Source organism: Pseudomonas sp. B21_DOA (genome assembly GCA_030544685.1).
In the GTDB taxonomy this organism is placed as follows: domain Bacteria; phylum Pseudomonadota; class Gammaproteobacteria; order Pseudomonadales; family Pseudomonadaceae; genus Aquipseudomonas; species Aquipseudomonas fluorescens_AO.
Map to the genome: position 1 here is coordinate 170,764 of CP086683.1, position 25,185 is coordinate 195,948.

Annotated in this window: 20 protein-coding genes and 5 pseudogenes; 11 read left to right on the forward strand and 14 right to left on the reverse strand. The window is 61.0% G+C overall.

Annotated elements, in window-relative coordinates; genetic code table 11:
* Positions 1 to 222 precede the first annotated feature (222 nt).
* Positions 223 to 777 (forward strand): sel1 repeat family protein, encoded by a 555-nt coding sequence (locus LJU32_00820; GenBank protein WKV89087.1) that lies wholly within the window; start codon positions 223 to 225, stop codon positions 775 to 777.
* 174 nt (positions 778 to 951) lie between these two features.
* Here LJU32_00820 and LJU32_00825 read toward each other — a convergent pair whose 3' ends face one another.
* Complete coding sequence (locus tag LJU32_00825) at positions 952 to 1,281, reverse strand: DUF1820 family protein (GenBank protein ID WKV89088.1); 330 nt, start codon at positions 1,279 to 1,281, stop codon at positions 952 to 954.
* 132 nt (positions 1,282 to 1,413) lie between these two features.
* On the opposite strand from LJU32_00825, the gene miaB reads away from it, so the two are divergent.
* From miaB to lnt, 5 genes are all read left to right on the forward strand, one after another.
* A complete protein-coding gene (gene miaB, locus LJU32_00830) occupies positions 1,414 to 2,742 on the forward strand; it encodes a tRNA (N6-isopentenyl adenosine(37)-C2)-methylthiotransferase MiaB (GenBank protein ID WKV89089.1) in 1,329 nt (442 codons plus the stop codon).
* A 214-nt stretch (positions 2,743 to 2,956) separates the two neighbouring features.
* A complete protein-coding gene (locus LJU32_00835) occupies positions 2,957 to 3,955 on the forward strand; it encodes a PhoH family protein (protein WKV89090.1) in 999 nt (332 codons plus the stop codon).
* A complete protein-coding gene (gene ybeY, locus LJU32_00840) occupies positions 3,948 to 4,442 on the forward strand; it encodes an rRNA maturation RNase YbeY (protein WKV89091.1) in 495 nt (164 codons plus the stop codon). The genes LJU32_00835 and ybeY overlap by 8 nt, the downstream gene beginning before the upstream one ends.
* A gap of 5 nt (positions 4,443 to 4,447) precedes the next feature.
* Entirely contained in the window at positions 4,448 to 5,287 is an 840-nt protein-coding gene (locus LJU32_00845) for an HlyC/CorC family transporter (GenBank protein WKV89092.1), read from the forward strand.
* Between the two features lie 17 nt (positions 5,288 to 5,304).
* A complete protein-coding gene (gene lnt / locus LJU32_00850) occupies positions 5,305 to 6,828 on the forward strand; it encodes an apolipoprotein N-acyltransferase (GenBank protein WKV89093.1) in 1,524 nt (507 codons plus the stop codon).
* A 113-nt stretch (positions 6,829 to 6,941) separates the two neighbouring features.
* Here the strand turns inward: lnt and LJU32_00855 are convergent, their stop codons facing one another.
* Together LJU32_00855 and LJU32_00860 are read right to left on the reverse strand one after the other, a co-directional pair.
* The gene (locus tag LJU32_00855; GenBank protein WKV89094.1) at positions 6,942 to 7,703 is read right to left on the reverse strand and encodes a YdcF family protein; all 762 of its coding nucleotides are present in this window, start codon (positions 7,701 to 7,703) and stop codon (positions 6,942 to 6,944) included.
* Between the two features lie 104 nt (positions 7,704 to 7,807).
* Positions 7,808 to 8,091 (reverse strand): annotated as a pseudogene (locus LJU32_00860) (hypothetical protein).
* Between the two features lie 292 nt (positions 8,092 to 8,383).
* Between LJU32_00860 and leuS the strand changes: the two are divergent.
* The 5 genes from leuS to LJU32_00885 all read left to right on the forward strand — a co-directional run bounded on the left by leuS (position 8,384) and on the right by LJU32_00885 (position 14,490).
* Positions 8,384 to 10,990 carry a leucine--tRNA ligase gene (gene leuS, locus LJU32_00865; protein ID WKV89095.1) on the forward strand — a complete coding sequence of 869 codons (2,607 nt, stop codon included), beginning with the start codon at positions 8,384 to 8,386 and terminating at the stop codon, positions 10,988 to 10,990.
* Positions 10,991 to 11,077: 87 nt separating this feature from the next.
* Positions 11,078 to 11,683 (forward strand): LPS assembly lipoprotein LptE, encoded by a 606-nt coding sequence (gene lptE / locus LJU32_00870; GenBank protein ID WKV89096.1) that lies wholly within the window; start codon positions 11,078 to 11,080, stop codon positions 11,681 to 11,683.
* Between the two features lie 39 nt (positions 11,684 to 11,722).
* Positions 11,723 to 12,760 (forward strand): DNA polymerase III subunit delta, encoded by a 1,038-nt coding sequence (holA, locus tag LJU32_00875; protein ID WKV89097.1) that lies wholly within the window; start codon positions 11,723 to 11,725, stop codon positions 12,758 to 12,760.
* A 182-nt stretch (positions 12,761 to 12,942) separates the two neighbouring features.
* Positions 12,943 to 13,107, forward strand: coding sequence for a ribosome alternative rescue factor ArfA (gene arfA / locus LJU32_00880; GenBank protein ID WKV89098.1), 165 nt, complete (start codon positions 12,943 to 12,945; stop codon positions 13,105 to 13,107).
* Between the two features lie 60 nt (positions 13,108 to 13,167).
* Positions 13,168 to 14,490 (forward strand): lytic murein transglycosylase, encoded by a 1,323-nt coding sequence (locus tag LJU32_00885; GenBank protein ID WKV89099.1) that lies wholly within the window; start codon positions 13,168 to 13,170, stop codon positions 14,488 to 14,490.
* A gap of 103 nt (positions 14,491 to 14,593) precedes the next feature.
* On the opposite strand, the gene LJU32_00890 is transcribed toward LJU32_00885, so the two are convergent.
* The 11 genes and pseudogenes from LJU32_00890 to rsfS form a co-directional block, all read right to left on the reverse strand.
* Positions 14,594 to 15,559: an LD-carboxypeptidase gene (locus tag LJU32_00890; protein WKV89100.1), complete on the reverse strand. Its 966-nt coding sequence runs from the start codon at positions 15,557 to 15,559 to the stop codon at positions 14,594 to 14,596.
* Between the two features lie 132 nt (positions 15,560 to 15,691).
* Positions 15,692 to 16,689, reverse strand: a pseudogene (gene lipA, locus LJU32_00895) (lipoyl synthase).
* 25 nt (positions 16,690 to 16,714) lie between these two features.
* Complete coding sequence (lipB, locus tag LJU32_00900) at positions 16,715 to 17,362, reverse strand: lipoyl(octanoyl) transferase LipB (protein WKV89101.1); 648 nt, start codon at positions 17,360 to 17,362, stop codon at positions 16,715 to 16,717.
* The gene (locus LJU32_00905) at positions 17,362 to 17,637 is read right to left on the reverse strand and encodes a DUF493 domain-containing protein (GenBank protein ID WKV89102.1); all 276 of its coding nucleotides are present in this window, start codon (positions 17,635 to 17,637) and stop codon (positions 17,362 to 17,364) included. Before LJU32_00905 ends, lipB begins: the two co-directional genes overlap by 1 nt.
* Before the next feature lie 86 nt (positions 17,638 to 17,723).
* Entirely contained in the window at positions 17,724 to 18,881 is a 1,158-nt protein-coding gene (locus LJU32_00910) for a D-alanyl-D-alanine carboxypeptidase (protein WKV89103.1), read from the reverse strand.
* 186 nt (positions 18,882 to 19,067) lie between these two features.
* Positions 19,068 to 20,076: pseudogene (locus LJU32_00915) on the reverse strand (septal ring lytic transglycosylase RlpA family protein).
* A complete protein-coding gene (mltB, locus tag LJU32_00920) occupies positions 20,076 to 21,086 on the reverse strand; it encodes a lytic murein transglycosylase B (protein ID WKV89104.1) in 1,011 nt (336 codons plus the stop codon). Before mltB ends, LJU32_00915 begins: the two are co-directional and overlap by 1 nt.
* A gap of 17 nt (positions 21,087 to 21,103) precedes the next feature.
* Positions 21,104 to 22,206 (reverse strand): annotated as a pseudogene (rodA, locus tag LJU32_00925) (rod shape-determining protein RodA).
* Between the two features lie 31 nt (positions 22,207 to 22,237).
* Positions 22,238 to 24,132 (reverse strand): annotated as a pseudogene (gene mrdA, locus LJU32_00930) (penicillin-binding protein 2).
* Between the two features lie 10 nt (positions 24,133 to 24,142).
* The gene (rlmH, locus tag LJU32_00935) at positions 24,143 to 24,610 is read right to left on the reverse strand and encodes a 23S rRNA (pseudouridine(1915)-N(3))-methyltransferase RlmH (protein WKV89105.1); all 468 of its coding nucleotides are present in this window, start codon (positions 24,608 to 24,610) and stop codon (positions 24,143 to 24,145) included.
* Between the two features lie 9 nt (positions 24,611 to 24,619).
* On the reverse strand, positions 24,620 to 25,114 hold the full coding sequence (gene rsfS, locus LJU32_00940) for a ribosome silencing factor (protein ID WKV89106.1): 495 nt from the start codon (positions 25,112 to 25,114) through the stop codon (positions 24,620 to 24,622).
* Positions 25,115 to 25,185: the final 71 nt, after the last annotated feature.

A 25,185-nucleotide genomic window follows, 5' to 3' on the forward strand; every position in this document is an offset into this window, starting at 1 on the left:
GCCGTACCGCTGACGTTGGCTATAGCCAGCGTCAGCTTTCACCTACATAGCCACGGTTTTTCCGACGTGTCTGCGCAAAACCTGCCTGAATCGGCCGATATATTCCCCACGCAGCAGAAAAACGAGTAAAGACTTTGTAAGGTTGGCCTCGCTTATTTCATAATGCGCGCTTATTGGATCCCTCGACGGGTCCGCGTGCCCTTCAGAGGTAAGTCGATTCCCATGAACCGCACCGGCCGCACCCTTGCATTGGGCTGCCTGTTGCTCCTTCAGCCCCTGCTCGCGCATGCGCAAGCAGGCGGCAACTCGTTGTTGATCCCGGCGATGGGTCGTTGCACCCTCAATACTCAGCCGCAAGACGTCACGCAGGCATTGGCCGCCTGCCAGAAAGCGGCGGATGAAGGGGACGCGCAAGCGCAATACGAGTTGGGTGAGTTCTACTACGACGGCAAGAACGCGCCGCGCGACCTCAATCAAGCCCTGAGCTATTTCGAAAAGGCCTCGTTGCAAGGCCACGCCCAGGCGCAATTCAAGCTCGGCAGCATGTTCTTCCGCGGTGAAGGTGTGCAGGCCAATAATATCCAGGCCTACATCGTGCTTAAGATGGCAGCGGTCAACGGGGCCGAAGAGGCGCTGGACACGGCCGACGAAGTCTCGGAAAAAATGTCCCGCGAAGATCTCGAAACCGCCACCCAGGTGCTGGGGCAGATTTTCCGCAAATACCTGATGGAACTGCAGAGCGCCGATGGGCGTACGCCGTTCTCACCACTGCCATAAGCGCTGTGGAGATGACCTGTGGCGAGGGGATTTATCCCCGTTGGGCTGCGAAGCGGCCCCAAAACCTGCAACCCGATTCTATCTGACACATATTGCTGGATGGATTGCGACTGCTTCGCAGCCCAGCGGGGATAAATCCCTCACCACAAACTCATTCCAATCCAGAATCCGCTGTTACTTTTCAGGCATCGGCATCGGAAACGGCATGACATTGCCGACCGCACCACGGGCTTCGCTGATTTTCGGTGTGCCCAGACGTTCCACCTCGTCGATGCGCACGATCGAATGCATCGGCACAAAGCTGCGCACCACGCCTTCGAACTGCGCCTTGAGCTTTTCTTCGCTCGGATCTACGACCATTTGCGTGCGCTCGCCAAAGACGAATTCTTCAACTTCCAGGAAACCCCACAGATCACTCTGATAGATCTGCTTGGCGTACATTTCGAACACCTGGCCCTGGTTGAGGAAAATCACCTTGTAGATTGGAGCTTCGCGTTTGGTCATGGCGGGCGGATAACATCGGGGTAAAAATGAGGGCGCGAACTATAGCATAGCCACCGGACGCACAGCGGTAGGAACCTGACGGCTTGTTCCCTATAATGCGCGGTTCTTTGAATCACGTGACGACCCGAATCCATGGCCAAGAAGCTTTACATCGAAACCCACGGTTGCCAGATGAACGAGTACGACAGCTCGCGCATGGTCGATCTGCTGGGCGAACATCAGGCCCTGGAAGTCACCGCTCGCGCGGAAGACGCCGACGTGATTCTGCTCAACACCTGCTCGATCCGCGAACGCGCGCAAGACCGCGTGTATTCGCAACTCGGCCGCTGGCGCGAACTGAAACTGGCCAATCCGGACATGGTCATCGCTGTCGGCGGTTGCGTGGCGAGCCAGGAAGGCGCGGCGATCCGCGATCGCGCACCGTACGTCGACGTGGTGTTCGGCCCGCAGACCCTGCACCGCCTGCCGGAGATGATCGACGCAGCGCGCAGCAGCAAGCTGCCGCAGGTCGACGTGTCGTTCCCGGAAATCGAAAAATTCGACCATCTGCCCGAGCCGCGTATCGACGGCCCGAGTGCTTACGTGTCGGTGATGGAGGGCTGCAGCAAGTACTGCACGTTCTGCGTGGTGCCGTACACCCGCGGTGAAGAAGTCAGCCGACCGTTCGATGACGTGATCGCGGAAATCATTCACCTCGCCGAACACGGCGTGCGTGAAGTCACCCTGCTGGGGCAGAACGTCAACGGCTATCGCGGCCAGACCCACGACGGTCGTCTGGCCGATCTGGCCGAGCTGATTCGTGTGGTCGCCGCTGTCGAAGGCATCGACCGCATTCGCTATACCACGTCGCACCCGCTGGAGTTCTCCGACAGCCTGATCCAGGCCCACGCCGAAGTGCCGGAACTGGTCAAACACCTGCACTTGCCGGTGCAGTCAGGCTCGGATCGTATTCTCGCGGCGATGAAGCGCAACCACACGGCGCTGGAGTACAAATCCAAGCTGCGCAAATTGCGCGCCGCCGTACCAGGGATCTGCATCAGTTCGGACTTCATCGTCGGCTTCCCCGGCGAAACCGAGAAAGACTTCGAACAGACCATGAAGCTGATCGCCGATGTCGGCTTTGATTTCTCCTATTCGTTCGTCTACAGCCAGCGTCCGGGCACGCCCGCTGCCGATCTGGCCGACAACACCCCGGAGGAATTGAAGAAAGAACGCCTGAACGCGCTGCAACACCGTTTGAATCAGCAGGGTTTCGAAATCAGCCGACAAATGGTCGGCTCGATCCAGCGCATTCTGGTGACCGATTATTCAAAGAAAGACCCGGGCGAACTGCAGGGCCGCACCGAGAATAACCGTATCGTCAACTTCCGCTGCGACAATCCCACCCTGATCGGCCAGTTCGCCGATGTGCACATCGACGCCGCGCAACCGCACTCACTGCGTGGTTCTTTAATTCAATAACGCCGCATTTCTCCTGTGGAAGCGAGCCTGCTCGCGAAGGCGGTCTGTCAGACACATCAATGTTGAATGTGTCGGCGCCTTCGCGAGCAGGCTCGCTCCCACAGGTAAAGCGCAGCGGCGCTGATCGGCTGAGATATTTAAGAGCTTTCGCACCCACGCCACTGGCGTTATCCTTGATTTCATCCTAATTGCCCCAGGGCGGCTAAATACGACCTTGAACGCACCTATCGAACCACATCGTTTTCTCCTCGAGCCTTTTGAGGCTCGCCGCTTCGCCAATCTGTGCGGGCAATTCGACGAGCATCTGCGCTTGATCGAACAGCGCCTGGCCATCGAGATCCGCAATCGCGGAAACCAGTTCGAGCTGATTGGCGACCCAAAACTCACCACGTCCGCGGAAAACCTGCTGCGCCGCCTGTACCGGGAAACCAAGGGTACCGAGCTGTCGCCCGATCTGGTGCACCTGTTCATCCAGGAATCGGCCGGCGACGATCTCGACAATCCAGCCCCTGCCGAACCGACCGTCGCCCTGCGCACCAAGAAAGGCATGATTCGCCCGCGCGGCTTGAATCAGCAGCGCTACGTGAAGGAAATCCTCGGCAACGACATCAACTTCGGCATCGGCCCGGCCGGTACCGGCAAGACCTATCTGGCGGTAGCTTGTGCGGTTGATGCATTGGAACGTGAGCAGATCCGCCGCATCCTGCTGGTGCGTCCGGCGGTCGAAGCGGGTGAAAAACTCGGCTTTCTGCCCGGCGACCTGTCGCAGAAGATCGACCCGTACCTGCGCCCGCTGTATGACGCGCTGTACGAAATGCTCGGTTTCGAATACGTCGCCAAACTCATCGAGAAACAAGTGATCGAGGTCGCGCCGCTGGCCTACATGCGCGGTCGCACGCTGAACAACAGCTTCATCATTCTCGACGAAAGCCAGAACACCACCGTCGAACAGATGAAGATGTTCCTCACGCGGATCGGCTTCGGCTCTACCGCCGTGATCACCGGCGACATCACTCAGGTCGACCTGCCGCGCGGCACCAAGTCCGGGCTGCACCACGTCATCGAAGTATTGAAAGACGTGCCGGGCATCAGCTTCACCCACTTCCAGCCCAAAGACGTCGTGCGCCACCCGTTGGTGCAGCGGATTGTCGAGGCCTACGAGCGCTTCGAGACCCGTGCCGAAGCCGCGAAGGAAGCCTCGCGCGATGCTTGAGCTGGATCTGCAAATCGCCACCGAGGCCAGCGCGCCGAGTGAAGCCGAGTTCCGCCAGTGGTGCGAACTGGCCCTGCGTCAGCGCAGCGCCGACTCGGAAATGACCATTCGTCTGGTCGACGAGGAAGAAGGCCGCGAGCTCAATCACACCTGGCGCCACAAGGACTACGCGACCAATGTGTTGTCGTTCCCGGCGGAAGTGCCTGATGAGTTTCTCGATATCCCGCTGCTCGGCGATCTGGTGATTTGCGCGGCCGTGGTCGAACGCGAAGCCGCCGAACAGGGCAAGGAACTAAAGGCCCACTGGGCTCACCTGGTCATTCACGGCTGCTTGCATCTGCTCGGTTACGACCATATAGATGACGACGAAGCCGAGGAAATGGAAGCACTGGAACGCGAGTTGCTTGCTGAACTGGGCTATCCCGATCCGTACGCGGACGACGAAACCGAACATTCCCCCATCGTTACAACAAAGGATTCAGAGTAATCGCTATGAGCGAAGATCGATCGAGCAACGGGCAGAAGTCATGGCTGGGTAAACTGACCCAGGCTTTTGCCCACGAGCCGAAGAACCGTCAGGAGCTCCTCGAGCTGCTGCGTGATGCACACCAGAACAAACTGCTGGACAGCGAAGCGCTGGCCATCGTCGAAGGCGCCATCCAGGTGGCTGACCTGCAAGTCCGCGACATCATGGTGCCGCGCTCGCAGATGATCAGCATCAAGGCGACCCAGACACCCCGCGAATTCCTCCCTGCCGTGGTCGACTCGGCCCACTCGCGCTATCCGGTGATCGGCGAAAGCCATGACGACGTGATGGGCGTGCTGCTGGCCAAGGACCTGCTGCCGCTGATCCTCAAGGAGAACGGCGACAGCTTCAACATCAAGGACCTGCTGCGCCCGGCCACCTTCGTGCCGGAGTCCAAGCGTCTGAACGTGTTGCTGCGTGAGTTCCGCGCCAACCACAACCACATGGCCATCGTCATCGACGAATACGGCGGCGTGGCCGGTCTGGTGACCATCGAAGACGTCCTCGAACAGATCGTCGGCGATATCGAAGACGAGCACGACGTCGAAGAAGACAGCTACATCAAGCCGCTGCCCAGCGGTGATTTCCTGATCAAGGCACTGACGCCGATCGAGAACTTCAACGAGTTTTTCGACAGCGAATTTTCCGACGACGAATTCGACACTGTCGGCGGTCTGGTGATGAGCGCGTTCGGCCACTTGCCAAAACGCAACGAAATCACTGAAATCGGCGCCTATCGTTTCCGCATCCTGAATGCCGACAGCCGTCGGATTCATTTGCTGCGTCTGACCCCAATCGCCCGGTAAGAAATCTAAGGACTGAAATGCGCTGGACAACCCGCCCCGGCTGGCCCGGTAACCTGCTGGCCGTGGCGGCCGGTGCAATTACCACCTTCGCTCTGGCACCTTTCAACATCTGGCCGCTGGCGTTGCTCGCGGTCGGTTTGTTCTACGCCGGTTTGCGTGAGCTGAGCCCGCGTCAGGCGCTCGGCCGTGGCTGGTGCTTCGGCTTCGGCCTGTTCGGTGCCGGCACCAGTTGGATCTATTACAGCATTCATCATTTCGGTGGCGCTTCGGTGTTGCTCGCCGGGTTCCTGATGCTGCTGTTCACCGCGGCGATTGCCTGGTTCTTCGCCTTGCCCGCTTGGCTGTGGGCGCGCTGGTTGCGGCGTAACGAAGCACCGCTGGCGGATGCCTTGGCGTTTGCGGCTTTATGGGTCGGGCAGGAAGCGTTTCGCGGCTGGTTCCTTACCGGTTTCCCGTGGCTGTATTCCGGTTACAGCCAGCTCGACGGCCCGTTGGCCGGGCTCGCTCCGGTGGGCGGCATGTGGCTGGTGTCGTTTGTTCTGGCACTGACGGCGGCGCTGATCTACAACGCGCCGCGCTTGTTGCAGACGCGTCGCAAAGGCTTTATCGCGGCCGGTCTGGTACTTCTGCTGGGCCCTTGGGTGGCGGGTATCGCCCTCAAAGGCCACGCGTGGACCAGCCCGTCCGGCGCACCACTGACGGTCGCCGCAATTCAGGGCAACGTCGCGCAAAGCATGAAATGGGACCCGGCCGAGCTCAACGCGCAACTGGCGCTGTACCGTGATCTGAGCTTCCGCTCCAAACCGGTCGATCTGCTGATCTGGCCGGAAACCGCCGTGCCGGTGTTGAAGGAGTCCGCCGAGGGCTACCTGACCATGATGGGCAACTTCGCCGCCGAGCGTAAATCGGCGTTGATCACCGGTGTGCCGATTCGTCAGACCGTGCATCACGAGCGGCGCTTCTTCAACGGCATCACCGTGGTCGGCGAAGGCGACGGTACTTACCTGAAGCAGAAACTGGTGCCGTTCGGCGAATACGTGCCGTTGCAGGATGTGTTGCGCGGTTTGATCGCGTTCTTCGACCTGCCGATGTCGGACTTCGCGCGCGGCCCTTCCGATCAGGCACTGCTACAGGCCAAGGGTTACCAGATTGCACCGTTTATCTGCTACGAAGTGGTCTATCCGGAATTCGCCGCTGGCCTGTCGGCACGCAGCGATCTGCTGCTGACGATCAGCAACGACACCTGGTTCGGCACCTCGATCGGCCCGCTGCAACATTTGCAAATGGCCCAGATGCGCGCACTGGAAGCCGGACGCTGGATGATCCGCGCGACCAACAACGGCGTTACCGGCCTGATCAACCCGTTCGGGCAGATCACCGAGCAGATTCCGCAGTTCGAACAAGGCGTGCTGTACGGCGAAGTGGTGCCGATGCACGACCTGACGCCATATCTGCAGTGGCGCTCGTGGCCGCTGATCGTATTGTGCCTGCTGCTGTCTGGCTGGGCGCTGATGGCCAGCCGCATGTCGAAGACCCTCTGAGAAATGTGGCGAGGGATTTATCCCCGCTGGAGTGCGCAGCAGTCCCTCTTCTGAAGGTAAGAGAGGGGCCGCTACGCGCCCCATCGGGGATAAATCCCTCGCCACAATGATCTTCAGCGGTAAAACAACGAATAGCCCACCTGCCCCACCGCTTCATTGAGCAACTGCCCGCTCTGCCAGATCGATTTGAATTCCGGCAACCAGCCGCCAAACGGGCGAGCGTTATCGGTACCGAGGAAACCCACCGGTGCCGCCACCACTTCAAACCCCGCCTGTTCAAAGCTCCACACCGCCCGCGGCATGTGCCACGCCTGCGTCACCACGACGACCCGCTTGATCCCCTGCAGCAAAAGAATATCCGCTGTCATCCTGGCGTTTTCCCATGTGGTGCGGCTCGCGCCTTCTTGCCAGCGCACGCTCACGTCGAAGTCATCACGCAACGAATCCGCCATCAACTTCGCCTCGGTCGGGGGCGTGCCGTAATGCAGGCCGCCGCTGGCCAGGATCGGCAAGCCCGATGCCTTGGCCAGGCGTGCGGCGTAACGCTGACGCTCCAGTCCGACGCCGGTCGGCTGATCTTCGCCCCAGGCCAGATCACCGCGCTCACGCCCCGAGCCCAAGACCACAATCGCATCGGCGCGTTGCGCCAGGGTTGCCCACTCCTGACGGGGCAGCGGTGGCTCGCGCTCCAATGCCTTGGCGCCCCACTGCACCACCACCGGCAGGCTCATCAACCACAGGCCGCCAAAACCGAGGGCAAAACACACGCCCGCCAGGCGCGGCCGGGAGCGGCGCAGCCACCAGGCGGCCAGCAACAGCAGCAAAAGAATGCCGGGCGGCAGTAAAAGTTGTTTGATGAAATAGCGAAAGGGCATCGGGCATCTCCAAAGATGCCCGAAGCCTAAGAGTGTTAATTACGAGTTACAACCAATAGGCGGGATCCTGTTGCAAAAGATCCGTTTCATGACCTGCCATGCGCTTACTTGGCCTGCACAGAACGCACCTTGCCGGTGTCTCTGCGCGGCGCCTTGTCCTTGAGCCAGATGACCTTGGCCGAATGTGCCGCATCGAGCTGCTTCACTGCTTGAGACAGGCATCCCTGCGTTTCACGTTCACTGCGATCCAGATAGGCCTTGACCAGTTTGAACTCGGCGGGGCTCAAGCCACGCAATTCCAGTTCCAGGGGCGCTCGTCGCGCAGCCGGTCAGCGGTTTTCACGGCGTCCAGCGCCATGCCCAGACGATCGATCAACCTTTCGTACAACTCGGGTTTCGTTACGTTTTTTCCGTTGCTCCACCATCCCTCACCTCATTGAAGATAAGACTCACTCCCCAGTTAGAGCTTAGCTTCGCTGCACGAACCGGCTACACGCCGCGACCAACGGCCCTCGCCACGCAAACGCGCGGACAATCAGCTGTAATCAGGGTTTCCCTCGGCCAAGCGCGGTCATGTATGCTACGGCGCTTCCTGTCATTCCACTTCCAGCGCACCCGGGCCATCCCGGATGCCGCCGTCGAAGAGGATTAGGCCACCCCTATCCAGTACAAAAGTAGCCATGCACGAACAATATCAGCCCCGTGAGATCGAAGCCGCCGCCCAGTCGTTCTGGGATGAGCAAAAGTCCTTTGAAGTCAGTGAACAACCAGGCAAGGAAACCTACTACTGCCTGTCGATGTTCCCTTACCCCAGCGGCAAGCTGCACATGGGCCACGTGCGCAACTACACCATCGGCGACGTGATCTCGCGCTACCAGCGCATGCAGGGCAAGAACGTTCTGCAGCCAATGGGCTGGGATGCGTTCGGCATGCCCGCGGAAAACGCCGCGATGAAAAACAACGTAGCGCCCGCCAAGTGGACCTACGAAAACATCGCCTACATGAAGTCGCAACTGCGCAGCCTCGGCCTCGCGGTGGACTGGTCCCGCGAAGTGACCACCTGCAAGCCGGACTACTACCGCTGGGAACAATGGCTGTTCACCCGCCTGTTCGAAAAAGGCGTCATCTACCGCAAGAACGGCACCGTGAACTGGGACCCGGTCGACCAGACCGTGCTGGCCAACGAGCAAGTCATTGATGGCCGTGGCTGGCGCTCCGGCGCGCTGATCGAAAAGCGCGAAATCCCGATGTACTACTTCAAGATCACCGCTTACGCGGATGAACTGCTGGAAAGCCTCGACGAACTGACTGGCTGGCCGGAACAGGTCAAGACCATGCAGCGCAACTGGATCGGCAAATCCCGTGGCATGGAAGTGCAGTTCCCGTACAACGTCGACTCGATCGGCGAAGCCGGCACCCTGAAAGTTTTCACCACTCGTCCGGACACCCTGATGGGCGCGACTTATGTCGCCGTCGCCGCCGAGCACCCGCTGGCCACCCTGGCCGCGCAGAACAACCCTGAGCTGCAAGCGTTCATCGCTGAATGCAAGGGCGGCAGCGTCGCTGAAGCCGATGTCGCCACCCAGGAAAAGAAAGGCCTGCCGACCGGCCTGTTCGTCGAGCACCCGCTGACCGGCGAAAAGCTCCCGGTGTGGGTCGCCAACTACGTGCTGATGCACTACGGCGACGGCGCGGTCATGGCGGTTCCGGCGCACGACGAGCGCGATTTCGAATTCGCTCACAAGTACAACCTGCCGGTGAAATCGGTGGTGCGCACCAGCTCCGGTGATACCAACCCGGCGCCATGGCAGGACGCCTATGGCGAGCACGGCACGCTGATCAACTCCGGTGAATTCGACGGCCTCGACTTCGCCGGCGCGTTCGACGCCATGGAAGTGGCCCTGATCAAGAAACAACTCGGCGCCTCGCGCACCCAGTTCCGCCTGCGCGACTGGGGCATCAGCCGCCAGCGCTACTGGGGCTGCCCGATCCCGATCATCCACTGCGCAACGTGCGGCGACGTGCCGGTGCCGGAAGATCAACTGCCTGTCGTCCTGCCGGAAGACGTGGTGCCGGACGGCGCCGGTTCGCCGCTGGCGCGCATGCCCGAGTTCTACGAGTGCAGCTGCCCGAAATGCGGCGCGCCGGCCAAGCGTGAAACCGACACCATGGACACCTTCGTCGAATCGTCGTGGTACTACGCGCGTTACGCCTCGCCGCACTTTGAAGGTGGCCTGGTCGAGAAAACCGCAGCCGATCACTGGCTGCCGGTGGATCAGTACATCGGTGGTATCGAACACGCCATCCTGCACCTGCTCTATGCGCGCTTCTTCCACAAACTGATGCGTGACGAAGGTCTGGTCAGCTCCAACGAGCCGTTCAAGAACCTGCTGACCCAGGGCATGGTGATCGCCGAGACTTACTATCGTCGCGAAGCCAATGGTGCCTACACCTGGTTCAACCCGGCCGACGTCGAACTCGAACGTGACAGCAAGGCCAAAGTCATCAGCGCCAAGCTGAAATCCGACGGCCTGCCGGTGGAAATCGGCGGTACCGAGAAGATGGCCAAGTCGAAGAACAACGGCGTCGACCCGCAGTCGATGATCGACCAGTTCGGCGCCGACACCTGCCGCCTGTTCATGATGTTCGCTTCGCCGCCTGACATGAGCGCGGAGTGGTCCGACTCCGGCGTTGAAGGTTCGCACCGTTTCCTCAAGCGCGTCTGGCGTCTGGCGCAGGCTCACGTCACCCAAGGCTTGCCGGGCAAACTGGATATCGCCGCTCTGAGCGACGAGCAGAAGACCGTGCGTCGTGCGATTCACCTGGCGATCAAGCAGGCCAGCCATGACGTCGGCCAGAACCACAAATTCAACACCGCCATCGCTCAGGTGATGACGCTGATGAACGTGCTGGAAAAAGCCGCGCAAGCCACCGAACAGGACCGCGCATTGCTGCACGAAGGTCTGGAAGCGGTGACCCTGCTGCTGGCGCCGATCACCCCGCACATCAGCCATGAACTGTGGAAGCAGTTGGGGCACGCCGATGCGGTGATCGATGCAGGCTGGCCGGCTGTGGACGAAAGTGCGCTGGTGCAGGACAACCTGACCCTGGTGATTCAGGTCAACGGCAAGCTGCGCGGGCAGATCGAAATGCCGGCCAGCGCCACTCGCGAAGAGATCGAAGCCGCCGCGCGCATCAACGAAAACGTGCTGCGTTTCGTCGACGGCCTGACCATTCGCAAAGTGATCGTGGTGCCGGGCAAACTGGTCAATATCGTCGCCAGCTAAATTGGATCGGGTGCCGGGCTCGCCTGGCACCCAGTAAAACCTTTCGGGCCGCAGAGTCGGCTCACCTGGTTTCAAGGGAGCAACACAATGATCAAACGCAATCTGCTGGTGATGGGCCTCGCCGTTCTGCTGAGCGCCTGCGGTTTCCAGTTGCGTGGTACTGGCACCAACGAACTGTCGATCAAGGAAATCGACCTGAGCGCGCGTAACGCTTACGGCGAAACCGTGACACAGCTGCGTCAGACGCTGGAGTCCAGCGGCGTCAAGGTTTACAGCGGCGCGCCGTACAAGTTGTATCTGGCTGACGAGCAGGAAAGCCAGCGAATTCTCAGCTATGCCGGTGCCGGTCGCACAGGCGAGTATCAGGTCAGCACCGTGCTGAGCTATGACATCCGCGGCGAGAAAAACCTGTCGTTGGTCAGCGACAAGCTCGAAGTGCAGAAAGTCTTCATTCACGACGGCAACAACCTCGTCGGCTCCGATCAGGAAGCCAATGACGCCCGTCATGAAATCCGCCGCGAGCTGGTGCAGCGCATGATGCTGCGCCTGTCGCAGCTGACTCCGGGCCAGTTGCAGCAACTGCAGCAAACCGCTAATGACCGCGCCAAGGCTGAAGCCGATGCGCTGGAAGCGGCGCAGAAGGCCGAGGCGGAAACTCCGCGTCAGTCGCCGCTCGAAATCCCGCAGCAGTAAGACGGTCGGGGCGCCCAGGCGCCCCGCTCGCCCTTCCTTATGAAGCTCGCTCCCGCACAACTAGGCAAACACCTGCAAGGTGCACTCGCGCCGGTCTACATCATCAGCGGCGATGACCCGTTGCTGTGTCAGGAAGCCGCCGACGCCATCCGCACCGCTGCCCGCCAGCAAGGTTTCGACGAACGTCAGGTCTTCGCCGCCGACGCCAATTTCGATTGGGGGACGTTGTTGCAGGCCGGCGCGAGCATGTCGCTCTTCGCCGAAAAACGCCTGCTGGAACTGCGCCTGCCGTCCGGTAAGCCTGGCGACAAGGGCGCCGCCGCGCTGATCGAATACTGCTCGCGCCCCGCTGAAGATACCGTGCTGCTGATCAGCTTGCCGAAGCTCGATGGCAGCGCGCAGAAAACCAAGTGGGGCAAGGCGCTGGTCGAAGGCCAACAAACCCAGTTCGTGCAGATCTGGCCGGTGGATGCCAATCAGCTGCCGAGCTGGATTCGTCAGCGCCTGTCACAGACAGGCCTGTCGGCCAGCCAGGACGCGGTCGAATTGATTGCCGCGCGTGTCGAAGGCAACCTGCTCGCCGCCGCGCAGGAAATCGAAAAGCTCAAACTGATGGCCGAAGGTGGGCAGATCACCGTCGAAACCGTGCAAGCCGCCGTCGCCGACAGTGCGCGGTTCGACGTGTTCGGCCTGACCGACGCGGTGCTCAACGGTGAACCGGCCCACGCCTTGCGCATGCTCGAGGGTTTGCGCGGTGAAGGCGTCGAGCCGCCCGTGATTCTCTGGGCACTGGCGCGGGAGTTGCGCCTGCTGGCCAATATCTCCCTGCAATACAGCCAGGGCACGCCACTGGACAAGTGTTTCAGCCAGTCGAAACCGCCGGTCTGGGACAAGCGCAAGCCGCTGATGAGCAAAGCCCTGCAACGCTACTCGGCGCGACGCTGGGCGCAATTGCTGCTCGAAGCGCAGCGTATCGACGCGCAGATCAAGGGCCAGGCGGCGGGTTCGCCGTGGATGAGCTTGAGTCGTCTGGCGTTGTTGATGGCAGGCCAGCGCCTGACACTTCCTGCCGAATAACCTGTTTCCCGCATAACGGCCATTCGCGAGCAAGCTCGCTCCCACATTGAAATGCATTCCAAATGTGGGAGCGAGCTTGCTCGCGAAAGCGCCAGAACATTCCTACACAACAGGCACTGGACAGACGCCCAACATCGGCAGATTATTTGCCGCGCCAAACCCACTCAATCCAGAGAACCCTCATGAGCAAAAAGCCTGCAAAGCATGGCCCCAACAAGGCCAAATCCATCGTCGCCCAGCCCTTGTTCCGCAGCCGCCAGGAACGACCAGCCAAGGGCAAAGGCAGCTACCGCCGCGAAGCCTTCCGGTCTGACAACCGGGAGGCTTTTTACTTTCTGGCTGCCTGAAGCGCACTACCCCTCGCTCATGTTAAGGTCTGCACCTGATTCGTTTCCCTGGAACTGTGCATGCCCCCAAGTCTTTCCCGTCGTTGGCCCGTGCGCCAATTGATCGCTGCCTCCAGCTTCATCCTGCTTGTCGCCTGCGCGGAAAAACCCACCGCCGCCGATGCACAACCGCTTCAAGCCGCCCCGGTTACCACGGCCCCAGCGATTATTCCGCCGGTAGTGCCGTCCGCCGACCCGCTCGATATTCAACCGACCCAGACCTTTGCCGAATGGCAGGCGGGCTTCCGCAAGGACGCCCTCGCCGCCGGGATTCGCCCCGAGCTGTTCGATCAGGCATTTGCCAACATCAGCTTCGACGCCAGCGTGATCCGTGCCGATCGCAGTCAGCCGGAATTTTCCCGCCCGGTGTGGGAATACCTCGACGGTGCGCTGTCGCCACTGCGCGTCCGCAAAGGCCAAGCGCTGATCAATCAGTACGCCGACATTCTGCAAAGCATCGAGCAGCGTTATGGCGTTGATCGCCAGGCGCTGGTGTCGGTGTGGGGCATGGAAAGCAATTTCGGTCAGTTTCAGGGCAGCAAGTCGGTGATCAACTCGCTGGCCACCCTTGCCTACGAAGGCCGTCGTCCTGGCTTTGCTCACGCGCAATTGATTGCCGCCCTGCAGATTCTGCAACAGGGCGATATCACCCCGGAGAAAATGCTCGGCTCCTGGGCCGGCGCGATGGGCCAGACCCAGTTCATTCCGACCACTTACAACACCCACGCCGTGGACTTTGACGGTGACGGTCGCCGCGACATCTGGGGCAGCCCGGCCGATGCGCTGGCCTCCACCGCGCATTATCTGCAAAGCTCGGGCTGGCAACGCGGCCAGCCGTGGGGTTTCGAAGTGCAATTGCCGAGTGTCTTCAACTACACCCTGGCCGATGGCGCGATTCGCAAAAGCGTCGCCGAATGGCGGCAACTGGGTGTGAACCTGCCAAACGGCGCGCAGGTGCCAGCCGGATCCGAACAACTGTCCGCCGCCCTGCTGCTGCCGGCCGGTTATCGCGGCCCGGCGTTCCTGATCCTCGACAACTTCCGGACGATTCTCAAGTACAACAATTCGTCGTCGTATGCGCTGGCGGTGAGCCTGTTGTCCGAGCGCTTTGAAGGCGCGGGCCTGATCAATGGCGACTGGCCGAAAGATGATCTGCCGCTGAGCCGCACCGAGCGCATCGAACTGCAGACGCTATTGAGCGCGCGTAATTACGACGCCGGCACAGCGGACGGGATTATCGGCGCCAATACGCGCAAGGCCATTCGCAGTGCCCAGCAGGCGCTGGGCTGGCCGGCGGATGGTTACCCGACGCACAAGTTGCTCGAGAGCCTGCGCGCCCAATAAAAGCATCGCGGGCAAGCCCGCTCCCACAGAGGTTCTGGTTGAAACACAATTGTGAATTCGACTCAAAACCTGTGGGAGCGAGCCTGCTCGCGAAGACTGACTGTCAGGCAATAACCGTTTCAGCCTTGATCACCACATCCTGCTCCAGCAGCAACGCCTGCTTCCCCGCATCCAGGCGCACCAGCGCGCCCAACGGCAGTGTCAGGTTCGGGTCGCAATGGCCACTGCGCCAGCCCGACAGCACCGGAATCCGCAACGGCTCAAAGGTTTGCTTGAGCAGGCGATTCAGCGCGTCGACCTCCACCCCGGCGATATCACCGACCAGCACACCGCTCAGTCGGGCCAGCTTGCCGGCCAGACGCATCTGGGTCAGCAGGCGATCAATGCGATACAGCGGCTCGTTGATGTCCTCGATGAACAGAACTGCGCCTTCGACATCAATCTCGTAGGGCGTGCCGAGGGTTGCCGCAATCATCGCCAGATTACCGCCGAGCAGGCGTCCGTGGGCAATGCCCGGTTCGACGGTGGATAACGGATAAGCCGCCGGATGGCTCAGTACACTCCCTGACTTCATTTGCCCGCGCAGCATGGCGAAGAATGATGTAACGGTCGGCGGCTCCTTATCGCCTAGCAGGTCGGCATTGAGCAGCGGGCCGTGAAAGGTCACAAACCCGGCGTAGCGACTGATGGCCAAGTGCAGCGCGGTGACGTCGCTATAGCCGACAAACGGCTTGGCATGCCGGCTGAGCAGGTCGTAATCGATTCGGTCCAGCAGACGCGGCGTGCCGTAGCCGCCGCGCAGGCAAATTATCGCGTCGACTTCGGGGTCAGCGAACGCCGCGTGCAGATCGCGCAGGCGTACGTCGTCACTGCCGGCCAGGTAGCCGTCCTTCTCATAGACACCCGGAAACACCTTCAGCCCATAGCCGCGCGCGCGCATCCATTGCAGCGCTTTTTCAGTGTCTAGGGCGCCGGGGCCGGCAGGCGCGATGACGCCGATCGTCCCCTCAGAGGGCAGCGCCGGTACGGCTCGGTGGGCAATCAGGGTGTGGCTCGGTCGAACGGTCATCCTTGGGCTCCAGCGGTAAAGTCATGCACACACAGTAGTCAGCTGAAGAGGCAAACAAAAGCCCCTTGTCTCAGGCAAAAAAATGCCCGCCGAAGGACAGTCCTCGGCGGGCATTTTTGCATCGGCGCTGAATCAGGAACCCAGCAGCTCGGCCTTGACCAGCTTCGCCTGCTCGTCGGCGTGGTACGAGGAACGTACCAGTGGGCCAGACGCAACGTTCTTGAAGCCCATCTTGTAACCTTCCTCGGCGAACCAGGCGAAGGTGTCCGGATGGACGAAGCGCTGCACCGGCAAGTGGCTGCGCGACGGTTGCAGGTATTGACCGAGGGTCAGCATGTCGATGTCGTGTTCGCGCATGCGCTTCATGACTTCGATGACTTCCTCGTCGGTCTCGCCCAGACCCAGCATCAGGCCGGACTTGGTCGGAATGTGCGGCATCATCTGCTTGAAGCGTTGCAACAGGGTCAGCGACCACTGGTAGTCCGAGCCCGGACGCGCAGCCTTGTACAGGCGCGGCACGGTTTCCAGGTTGTGGTTGAACACATCCGGCGGCTCGGCGGCGGTGATTTCCAGGGCGATGTCCATGCGGCCACGGTAGTCCGGGACCAAGGTCTCGAGCTGCACGTTCGGCGACAGTTTGCGGATTTCGCGGATGCAGTCGGCAAAGTGCTGGGCACCGCCGTCACGCAGGTCGTCACGGTCAACCGAGGTGATCACCACGTATTTGAGCTTGAGGTCGGCGATAGCGATCGCCAGGCTTTCCGGCTCGTTGACGTCCAGTGGCTTCGGACGACCGTGGCCAACGTCGCAGAACGGGCAGCGACGGGTGCAGATATCGCCCATGATCATGAAGGTCGCGGTGCCGCCGGAGAAGCATTCGCCGAGGTTCGGGCAGGACGCTTCTTCGCAGACACTGTGCAGCTTGTGCTTGCGCAGCAGGCTCTTGATGCGGTCGACTTCCGGCGAAACCGGAATGCGCACACGGATCCAGTCGGGTTTTTCGGCAGTTCGGTGGTCGGGATGATCTTGACCGGGATGCGTGCAACCTTCTCGGCGCCGCGCAGCTTGACGCCGGCTTCAACCTTGGGACGCGGGGCCGGGCGCTCGGTCACGTCGAGCGTCGGGATCATGGTTTGCACTGCATCAGTAGTCATATCAGTCGATTCCGCCCGTGAGGGTCGTCTGCTCAGCATAGTCGAGGTGTTTGACGAGCTGCGCGCGCAGCCGGGCACTTACCTCGGCAAATTCAATCGATCCTGCGTGATCGCTCAGCTGGGTCATGGCCAGCCCGGCGTAGCCGCAGGGATTAATCCGTCGAAACGGTTCCAGGTTCATATCCACGTTCAGGGCCAGGCCATGAAAGGAACAACCGTGGCGAATGCGCAAACCCAGAGAAGCGATTTTCGCTCCATCGACATACACGCCGGGAGCATCTGGCTTGGCGGCGGCGGTGACGCCGTAGCTGGCCAGCAGTTCGATCAGGCAGGCTTCCATGCGGCTGACCAGATCACGCACGCCGAAACCCAGCTTGCGCACATCCAGTAACAGATAGGCCACCAGTTGCCCGGGGCCATGATAAGTCACTTGGCCGCCACGATCGACCTGCACCACCGGAATATCTCCCGGCAACAACAAGTGTTCGGCCTTGCCGGCCTGGCCCTGGGTGAACACCGGCGGGTGTTCGACGAGCCAGATTTCGTCGGCGGCATCGCTGCCGCGTTCGTTGGTGAAGCGCTGCATGGCATGCCAGACCGGCTCGTAAGCCATCTGGCCCAGCTCGCGAAAGCCCAGCGTGCCGTGCATCACAACACCATGTGCACGAAGCCGGTCGCCCGCAGTTCGCTGTTGATGTTGTACAGCTGATCCTGGTCGGTGGCGACGATGTGCAACTGAATAGTGGTGTATTTGCCGTTGGTGCTTTGACGTTCGTCGATACGCTCATCATTGATGGTCGCGTGTTTCTTGACGATGTCGATGATCTTGTCTTTGTTGCCTACACCGGTATCGCTGATCACCTTGACGGGATAGTCCGTGACAGGGAATTCGATCTTTGGCGCCTTTACTTCGGTATCGGTCATGGCGTAACGGCCTCTAGAGTGCAAGCCGTGGTAACGCACATGGCCCCGCACCGGATCGGGGCGGGGCCATGCAGGTCAACACTGAATCAGTTGAACAAGCCGTAGAAGAATAGACGGATGCTATCCCACATGCGGCGGAAGATACCACCCTCCTCGACGCCATCCAGAGCGATCAGGTCGGCGCTGTGCACCACCTTGTCTTCCAGTTTGACTTCGACTTTACCGATCACGTCGCCCTTGGCGATTGGCGCAACCAGTTGCGGGTTCATGGTCATGCTGGCAGCGAGCTTCTTCAACTGACCTTTTGGCAGAGTCATGGTCAGGTCTTGCGCCAGGCCGGCCTTGACCTGGCTGGTGGTGCCTTTCCATACCGGCGCCTGCGCCAGCTCAGTGCCCTTCTGATAGAAGGTCTGGGTTTCGAAGAAGCGGAAACCGTAGGTCAGCAGCTTCTGGGTTTCAGCGGCGCGGGCCACTTCGCTGTTGGTGCCGAACACCACGGCGATCAGGCGCTGGCCGTCACGTACCGCCGAGGACACCATGCAGTAGCCGGCTTCGTCGGTGTGGCCGGTTTTCAGACCGTCAACGGTCTTGTCGCGCCACAGCAGCAGGTTGCGGTTAGGCTGCTTGATGCCATTCCAGAAGAACTCTTTCTGCGAGTAGATCGCATAGTGAGCCGGGTCTTCGTGGATGATCGCACGGGCCAGAATCGCCATGTCGTGCGCCGACGAGTAGTGCTCAGGATTCGGCAGACCGGTCGGGTTCATGAAATGGGTATTGGTCATGCCCAGTTCGGTGACGGTCTTGTTCATCAGGTCGGCGAAGGCGTCTTCGCTGCCGGCGATGTGCTCGGCCAGGGCGACGCTGGCGTCGTTACCGGACTGGATGATGATGCCGTGCAGCAGGTCGCTGACAGTCACCTGCGAGCCGACCTTGATGAACATCCGCGAACCGCCGGTGCGCCAGGCGTTTTCGCTGACGGTCACCGGGTCGTTCTCGCCGATCTGGCCGCGACGGATTTCCAGGGTCGCGATGTACGCGGTCATCAGCTTGGTCAGGCTGGCCGGTGGCAGACGCTGGTCGCCGTTGTTTTCGACCAGCACGTTGCCGCTGCTGGCGTCCATCAGAACATAGGCCTTGGCGGCCAGTTGTGGTGGCGACGGCATCATCTCGGCCGCGAAGGCGGCTGGCGAGAGGAGCAGCGGGACTAGCAGACACAGGCGTTTGGCAAAGGTGGTGATGTTCATCCGTCTCTCGAAATCGCTAATGGAAACTTGCCCGAAGGCAAAACTTATTCAGACAGCCTTCTAACGGGCCATCGCGTGTTCAGTTGCTCACTCCAGTCACCCTTGCCGGGCTTTTGTTCTTCGAAGAGCCAACAACCTGGTTCACCCCCGAATACCGCAAGTGAACCGTCAATCAAGGTCTACGTATTACTCGCTGACCACGCTGGGCGAACCCAGATTGGCCAGACGCACACTGTTCTGCACCTGGGCGATCTCACCCGGCGAGCCGATCGGCCCCAGGCGTACCCGGTGCAGGGTCTGCTGATTGCGCACGATCGAACTGATGAACACCGGCGCGCTCACCATCCCGCTGAGCTTCGACCTCAGCAGTTCGGCAGCGTCCGGGTTGGCGAACGCGCCCACCTGCAGATACTGGCCAGACGCTGGTGCAGAAGCGTTTTTTTGCATCGATCTGCACCGGCACCACGGCCGCCGCGTGTTGCTGCGGTGGCGGTGTCCATTGCTCGACGGTGCCGGCCGACGCTGTAATCGCTGGCGCGCTATTCTGCGCTACTTGCGGCTCGTTGAGCATCAGCGGCGCCGGACGGCCCTTGGCTGCCCACCACTGTTGCGGATCGATGCCTTCGACCTTGACCCGCGCGGTGCCGGTTTCGGCATAGCCGAGTTTCTTCGCCGCCGCGTAGGACAAATCGATGATGCGATCGGAGTAGAACGGCCCACGGTCGTTGACGCGCAGGATCACCGTCTTGTTGTTGTCCAGGTTGGTCACCCGGACGTAGCTTGGCAGCGGCAAGGTCTTGTGCGCAGCGCTCATGCCGTACAGGTCATACACTTCGCCGTTGGCGGTGTTCTGGCCATGGAACTTGGTGCCGTACCAGGACGCCGTACCTGAGGCCACGTAGGTCTTGGATTCCTGCAACGGGAAATAGGTCTTGCCCAGCACGGTGTAAGGGTTGGCCTTGTACGGGCCGGTGTGCAGGGTCGGTGTCGCATCGGGGATGCGCGAAACATCGACATCCCACCAAGGCGCGCCGTCTTTGTGCGCGCGATTGATGTCCAGGCCCGGTTGGGCGCGGACAGCGGTGGACGGGGATTTCTGCGTCGGCGTGCGGCTGGTCGTGCAACTGGCAACCAGGACTGCCAACGCAGCGAAAGCCACCAGCTTCAGGGGTTTATTGTTAGGCAATGCCTGCATTACTTGACGCCCCGTGCTTGTACCAGCTGTTCAGACAGTTGATGTACGGCCATGGCGTACATCACGCTGCGGTTATAACGCGTGATCGCGTAGAAATTCTGCAGGCCCATCCAGTATTCAGGGCCGTTGTCGCCTTCGAGGCGAAATGCGGTAACCGGCATATCATCGCGCAGCGCATCATGACTCGACCAGCCCAGCGCCCGCAACTCTGCGACCGTTTTCACCGGTTCGATACCGCTGGTCAGGCCTTCATCAGCCTGCTCGCCGCGTACATCGGCGCGGCTGACCACCGGCTCACCGGCGACCCAGCCATGGCGCTTGAAATAGCTGGCGACGCTGCCAATGGCATCGTCCGGGTTGTTCCAGATATTGATGTGACCGTCGCCGTCGAAGTCCACCGCGTAGGCGCGGAAGCTGCTCGGCATGAATTGCGGCAGCCCCATTGCCCCGGCGTAAGAGCCTTTGAGGGTCAGTGGATCGACCTGCTCTTCACGGGCCAGCAGAAGGAACTCACGTAGCTCCTTGCGGAAAAATTCGGCACGGGGAGGATAGTCGAAGCCCAGGGTCGATAAAGCATCGATCACGCGGAAATTGCCGGTATTACGTCCGAAAAAGGTCTCGACGCCGATGATCGACACGATGACTTGTGCCGGCACGCCGTATTCTTGCTCGGCACGGGCCAGGGTCGCCTCGTGCTGACGCCAGAAGTCGACACCCCGGGCGATGCGCGCGTCGGTGATGAACATCGGTCGATATTCGTTCCACTGCTTGACCCGTTCGGCGGGTTTGGAGATGGCGTCGAGAATCGACTGCTTGCGTTGCGCCTCGCGGAACACACCCATCAGTTGTTCACCGGCGAAACCGTAGTCGCGGGTCATTTCGCCGACAAATTCGGCCACCTGCGGCGAGCCTTCATAGTCGCCGGCCAGCGCTTCCTGCACGCTTCCCAGCAGGCCCACCAGGCCAACCAGCGGCGCGCATCGAGTCGCCCAGCCACGCATTACTTGCATTGCACTCTTCACCTTATTCAAACCTGTGCGATCCACTTGCGATGGGTATGGATCGACATCAAAACCCCAAACGCTGACAGCAGCGTCACCAGCGAAGTTCCTCCGTAGCTAATGAACGGCAACGGCACCCCCACGACCGGCAACAGGCCACTGACCATACCGATGTTGACGAAAACGTAAACAAAAAAGTCATGGTCAACGCACCGGCGAGCAATTTGCCGAACAGCGTTTGTGCCTGGGCAGTGATCACCAGCCCACGACCGATCAACAACAGATAGATCAGCAGCAGTGCGCAAATTCCCACCAGACCGAACTCTTCGCCAAGCACGGCGATAATGAAGTCGGTGTGGCTTTCCGGAAGAAAGTCCAAGTGCGACTGGGTACCGAGCAACCAGCCTTTGCCGAACACGCCACCGGAACCGATCGCGGCTTTCGACTGAATGATGTTCCAGCCGGTGCCCAGCGGATCACTTTCCGGGTCGAGAAAGGTCAGGACCCGCTGCTTCTGGTAGTCGTGCATGACGAAGAACCACATCGCCACCGACACCGGCACCGCCGCCGCCAGCACGCTGAGAATCCAGCGCCAGCGCAAGCCGCCCATGAACAGCACGAAGGCGCCACCGGCGAGAATCAGCAGCGAGGTGCCGAGATCCGGCTGGCGCACGATCAGAATGAACGGCACACCAATCAGCATCAGGCTGATGCCGACGTGCTTGAGCTGCGGCGGCAAGGTGCGTTTGGACAGATACCAGGCGATGGTCGCCGGCATCAGGATCTTCATGAATTCCGAGGGCTGGAAGCGGATCACCCCGGGAATGTTGATCCAGCGCGTGGCGCCCATGGCATTGTGGCCCATGATGTCGACGACGATCAGCAAGACCACGCCGATTACGTAACCGAGCGGTACCCAACGCGCCATGAAACGCGGCTCGAACTGGGCGATGACAATCATCGCCACCAGACCGATACCGAACGATGTGGCCTGCTTGCCCAGCAGATCCCAGCTCTTGCCGCTGGCCGAATACAGCACGAACAGGCTGCCGGCGGCGAGAATCAGCAACAGGATCAACAGCGGGCCATCGATATGCAGTCTTTGCAGCAACGTCGCGCGGCGACGCATCACATCCTCGCTGGAGAGCATGCGATCGAAGTTATTCATCACGGGCCGTGGCCTCCGCAGTGATTGGGCTGGCGTACTCGGCTTTGAGATGGCCGTCCTGGTCGAGCAACCACGCGTCCATGACCTGGCGCACGACCGGCGCGGCCACGCCGGAGCCGGACTCACCGTTCTCGACCATCACCGACACGACGATTTTCGGATCATCGGCCGGGGCGAAACCGACGAACAACGCGTGGTCGCGATGGCGCTCCTGGACCTTGGAGCGGTCGTATTTTTCGCCCTGCTTGATCGCCACCACCTGCGCGGTACCGGACTTGCCGGCGATGCGGTATTGCGCGCCGATCGCCGCTTTGCGCGCGGTACCACGGGCACCGTGCATCACCTGCTGCATGCCGTGGTTGACCTTGTTCCAGTCGGACGGGTCGCGCAGGACGATGTTTGGCATCGGGTTCTCATCCACCGGTTTCACCCCGTCGAGGGATTTGGCCAGGTGCGGACGGTTCCAGATGCCTTTGTTGGCCACCAGCGCCGTGGCCTGAGCCAGCTGCAGTGGTGTCGATTGCATGTAGCCCTGGCCGATCCCGAGAATCAGGGTTTCGCCGGGGAACCACGCCTGTTTGCGCGTTGCTCGCTTCCATTCGCGCGATGGCATCAGGCCGGGGATTCTTCGAACATGTCCAGGGAGACCTTCTGACCGATGCCGAACTTGTTCATATAGGTCGACAGCCGATCGATGCCGAGCTTGTGCGCCAGGTCATAGAAGTAGGTGTCGTTGGACCGCATGATCGCCGTGTCGAGGTCGACGAAGCCGTCACCGGTACGGTTCCAGTTGCGGTACTTGTGGTCGTAGTTGGGCAGCATGTAGTAGCCCGGGTCGAACACCCGGCTCGACGCCGTGACCACCCCGGCGTCAAGACCGGCAATCGCCACCGCCGGTTTGATCGTCGAGCCCGGCGGGTACAGACCGCGCAGCACGCGGTTGAACAGCGGCCGGTCGATGGAGTCGCGCAACTCGGCGTAGGCCTTGAAGCTGATGCCGGTGACGAACAGGTTGGGGTCAAAACTCGGCTGACTGACCATCGCCAGCACTTCGCCGGTTTTCGGATCGAGCGCCACCACCGCACCACGTCGCCCGCCCAGCGCGGCCTCAGCGGCTTCCTGCAACTTGATGTCGAGGCTCAGGACGATGTCCTTGCCGGGAATCGGATCGGTGCGTTTGAGCACGCGCAATACGCGGCCACGGGCGTTGGTCTCGACTTCCTCGTAACCGACCTGACCGTGCAATTCCGGCTCGTAGAACCGCTCGATGCCGGTCTTGCCGATGTGGTGGGTGCCGCTGTAGTTGACCGGATCCAGCGACTTCAGCTCTTTCTCGTTGATCCGCCCCATGTAGCCCACCGAGTGCGCAAAGTGCGCGCCCTGCGGGTAATGCCGGACCAGTTGCGCGACCACTTCCACCCCGGGCAGGCGGAACTGATTCACCGCGATGCGGGCGATCTGCTCTTCGGTCAGCTCGAACAGGATCGGCACCGGCTCGAACGGCCGACGCCCCTGCCGCATACGTTTCTCGAAGATCACCCGGTCCTCGGGCGTCAGCTCCAGCACCTCGACGATAACGTCGAGCACCTGCTGCCAGTCGCCGGAGCGCTCGCGGGTCATGCTCAGGCTGAAGCTCGGCCGGTTGTCGGCCACAACCACGCCGTTGCGGTCGAAAATCAGCCCGCGCGTCGGCGGAATCGGCTGCACGTGGACGCGGTTGTTTTCCGACAGGGTCGAGTGGTACTCGTACTGGATCACCTGCAGGTAATACAAACGCGCGATCAGCACACAGATCAGCGTCACGATCACGATCGCGCCGAACACGACACGGCTACGCACCAGACGGGCGTCCTTTTCGTGGTCCTTGATGCGGATCGGCTGAGACATGAGGGCAGGCTTACTTGTGGTAAGGGTGGCCGGACAACACGGTCCAGGCACGGTACAACTGTTCGCCGATCAGGATTCGCACCAGCGGGTGCGGCAAGGTCAGCGGCGACAACGACCAGCGCTGGTCAGCGCGGGCACAGACTTCCGGTGCCAGCCCTTCCGGGCCGCCGACCATGAAGTTGACCGTGCGCGAATCCAGGCGCCAGCGATCGAGTTCGACCGCCAGTTGCTCGGTGCTCCAGGGCTTGCCGTGAACTTCCAGCGTGACGATCCGCTCGTTGTGCCCGACCTTGGCCAGCATGGCTTCGCCTTCCTGGCGGATGAAACGGGCCACGTCGGCATTCTTGCCACGGGTATTGAGCGGAATTTCCACCAGTTCCAGCGCCAGCTCGGACGGAAGACGCTTGGCATATTCATGCCAGCCTTCTTCCACCCACTTGGGCATGCGTGAACCGACGGCGATCAGGCGCAGTCGCACAGCAATCCCTTAGAACTGGTCTTTGTTGAGCTTGGTGAAATGCTCGTGGGTGTTTTCCGGGCTGTGGTGCTTGGCATCGGCAGCACGGCTTTGCTCGGCACCGGCCCACAGGCGTTCCAGGTCGTAGAACTGACGCGCCGAGGCGGTCATCATGTGCACGATCACCAGATCGAGGTCGAGCAGCACCCAGTCGCTGTCGCCCTTGCCTTCTTCGCCCAGCGGCTTGGCGCCCTGCTTTTTCACTTCCTCGCGAACCTTGTCGAGCATCGCGTTGATCTGGCGATTGGAGGTACCGGTGGCGATGATCATGTAGTCAGTGATGCTCTGCTTGTCGCGCACATCGATGATCTGGATGTCCTGGGCCTTGACGTCTTCCAGCGCAGCGACGGCAATCTTGACCAGTTCGTCGCCCTTGAGCGGCTCGTTGGTGTTGACGGCTTCCGGCAGTGGCGCGCTCTTGAACGTGCCTTTGCGCTTTACTTTCGGTAGATCTTTATCAGTCATATGAAACTCGTTTTGCTCACGTATTCGGCGGCTTGGGGATACGGTGATTCGCATCGGTGAAGCACGCCTTG

Bases quoted from the DNA above. Each gene is read 5' to 3' on its own strand.
- LJU32_00820 (WKV89087.1), top strand. From the start codon at position 223: ATGAACCGCACCGGCCGCACCCTTGCATTGGGCTGCCTGTTGCTCCTT.
- LJU32_00825 (WKV89088.1), bottom strand. From the start codon at position 1,281: ATGACCAAACGCGAAGCTCCAATCTACAAGGTGATTTTCCTCAACCAG.
- miaB (WKV89089.1), top strand. From the start codon at position 1,414: ATGGCCAAGAAGCTTTACATCGAAACCCACGGTTGCCAGATGAACGAG.
- ybeY (WKV89091.1), top strand. From the start codon at position 3,948: ATGCTTGAGCTGGATCTGCAAATCGCCACCGAGGCCAGCGCGCCGAGT.
- LJU32_00845 (WKV89092.1), top strand. From the start codon at position 4,448: ATGAGCGAAGATCGATCGAGCAACGGGCAGAAGTCATGGCTGGGTAAA.
- lnt (WKV89093.1), top strand. From the start codon at position 5,305: ATGCGCTGGACAACCCGCCCCGGCTGGCCCGGTAACCTGCTGGCCGTG.
- LJU32_00855 (WKV89094.1), bottom strand. From the start codon at position 7,703: ATGCCCTTTCGCTATTTCATCAAACAACTTTTACTGCCGCCCGGCATT.
- leuS (WKV89095.1), top strand. From the start codon at position 8,384: ATGCACGAACAATATCAGCCCCGTGAGATCGAAGCCGCCGCCCAGTCG.
- lptE (WKV89096.1), top strand. From the start codon at position 11,078: ATGATCAAACGCAATCTGCTGGTGATGGGCCTCGCCGTTCTGCTGAGC.
- holA (WKV89097.1), top strand. From the start codon at position 11,723: ATGAAGCTCGCTCCCGCACAACTAGGCAAACACCTGCAAGGTGCACTC.
- arfA (WKV89098.1), top strand. From the start codon at position 12,943: ATGAGCAAAAAGCCTGCAAAGCATGGCCCCAACAAGGCCAAATCCATC.
- LJU32_00885 (WKV89099.1), top strand. From the start codon at position 13,168: ATGCCCCCAAGTCTTTCCCGTCGTTGGCCCGTGCGCCAATTGATCGCT.
- LJU32_00890 (WKV89100.1), bottom strand. From the start codon at position 15,559: ATGACCGTTCGACCGAGCCACACCCTGATTGCCCACCGAGCCGTACCG.
- lipB (WKV89101.1), bottom strand. From the start codon at position 17,362: ATGCACGGCACGCTGGGCTTTCGCGAGCTGGGCCAGATGGCTTACGAG.
- LJU32_00905 (WKV89102.1), bottom strand. From the start codon at position 17,637: ATGACCGATACCGAAGTAAAGGCGCCAAAGATCGAATTCCCTGTCACG.
- LJU32_00910 (WKV89103.1), bottom strand. From the start codon at position 18,881: ATGAACATCACCACCTTTGCCAAACGCCTGTGTCTGCTAGTCCCGCTG.
- mltB (WKV89104.1), bottom strand. From the start codon at position 21,086: ATGCAAGTAATGCGTGGCTGGGCGACTCGATGCGCGCCGCTGGTTGGC.
- rsfS (WKV89106.1), bottom strand. From the start codon at position 25,114: ATGACTGATAAAGATCTACCGAAAGTAAAGCGCAAAGGCACGTTCAAG.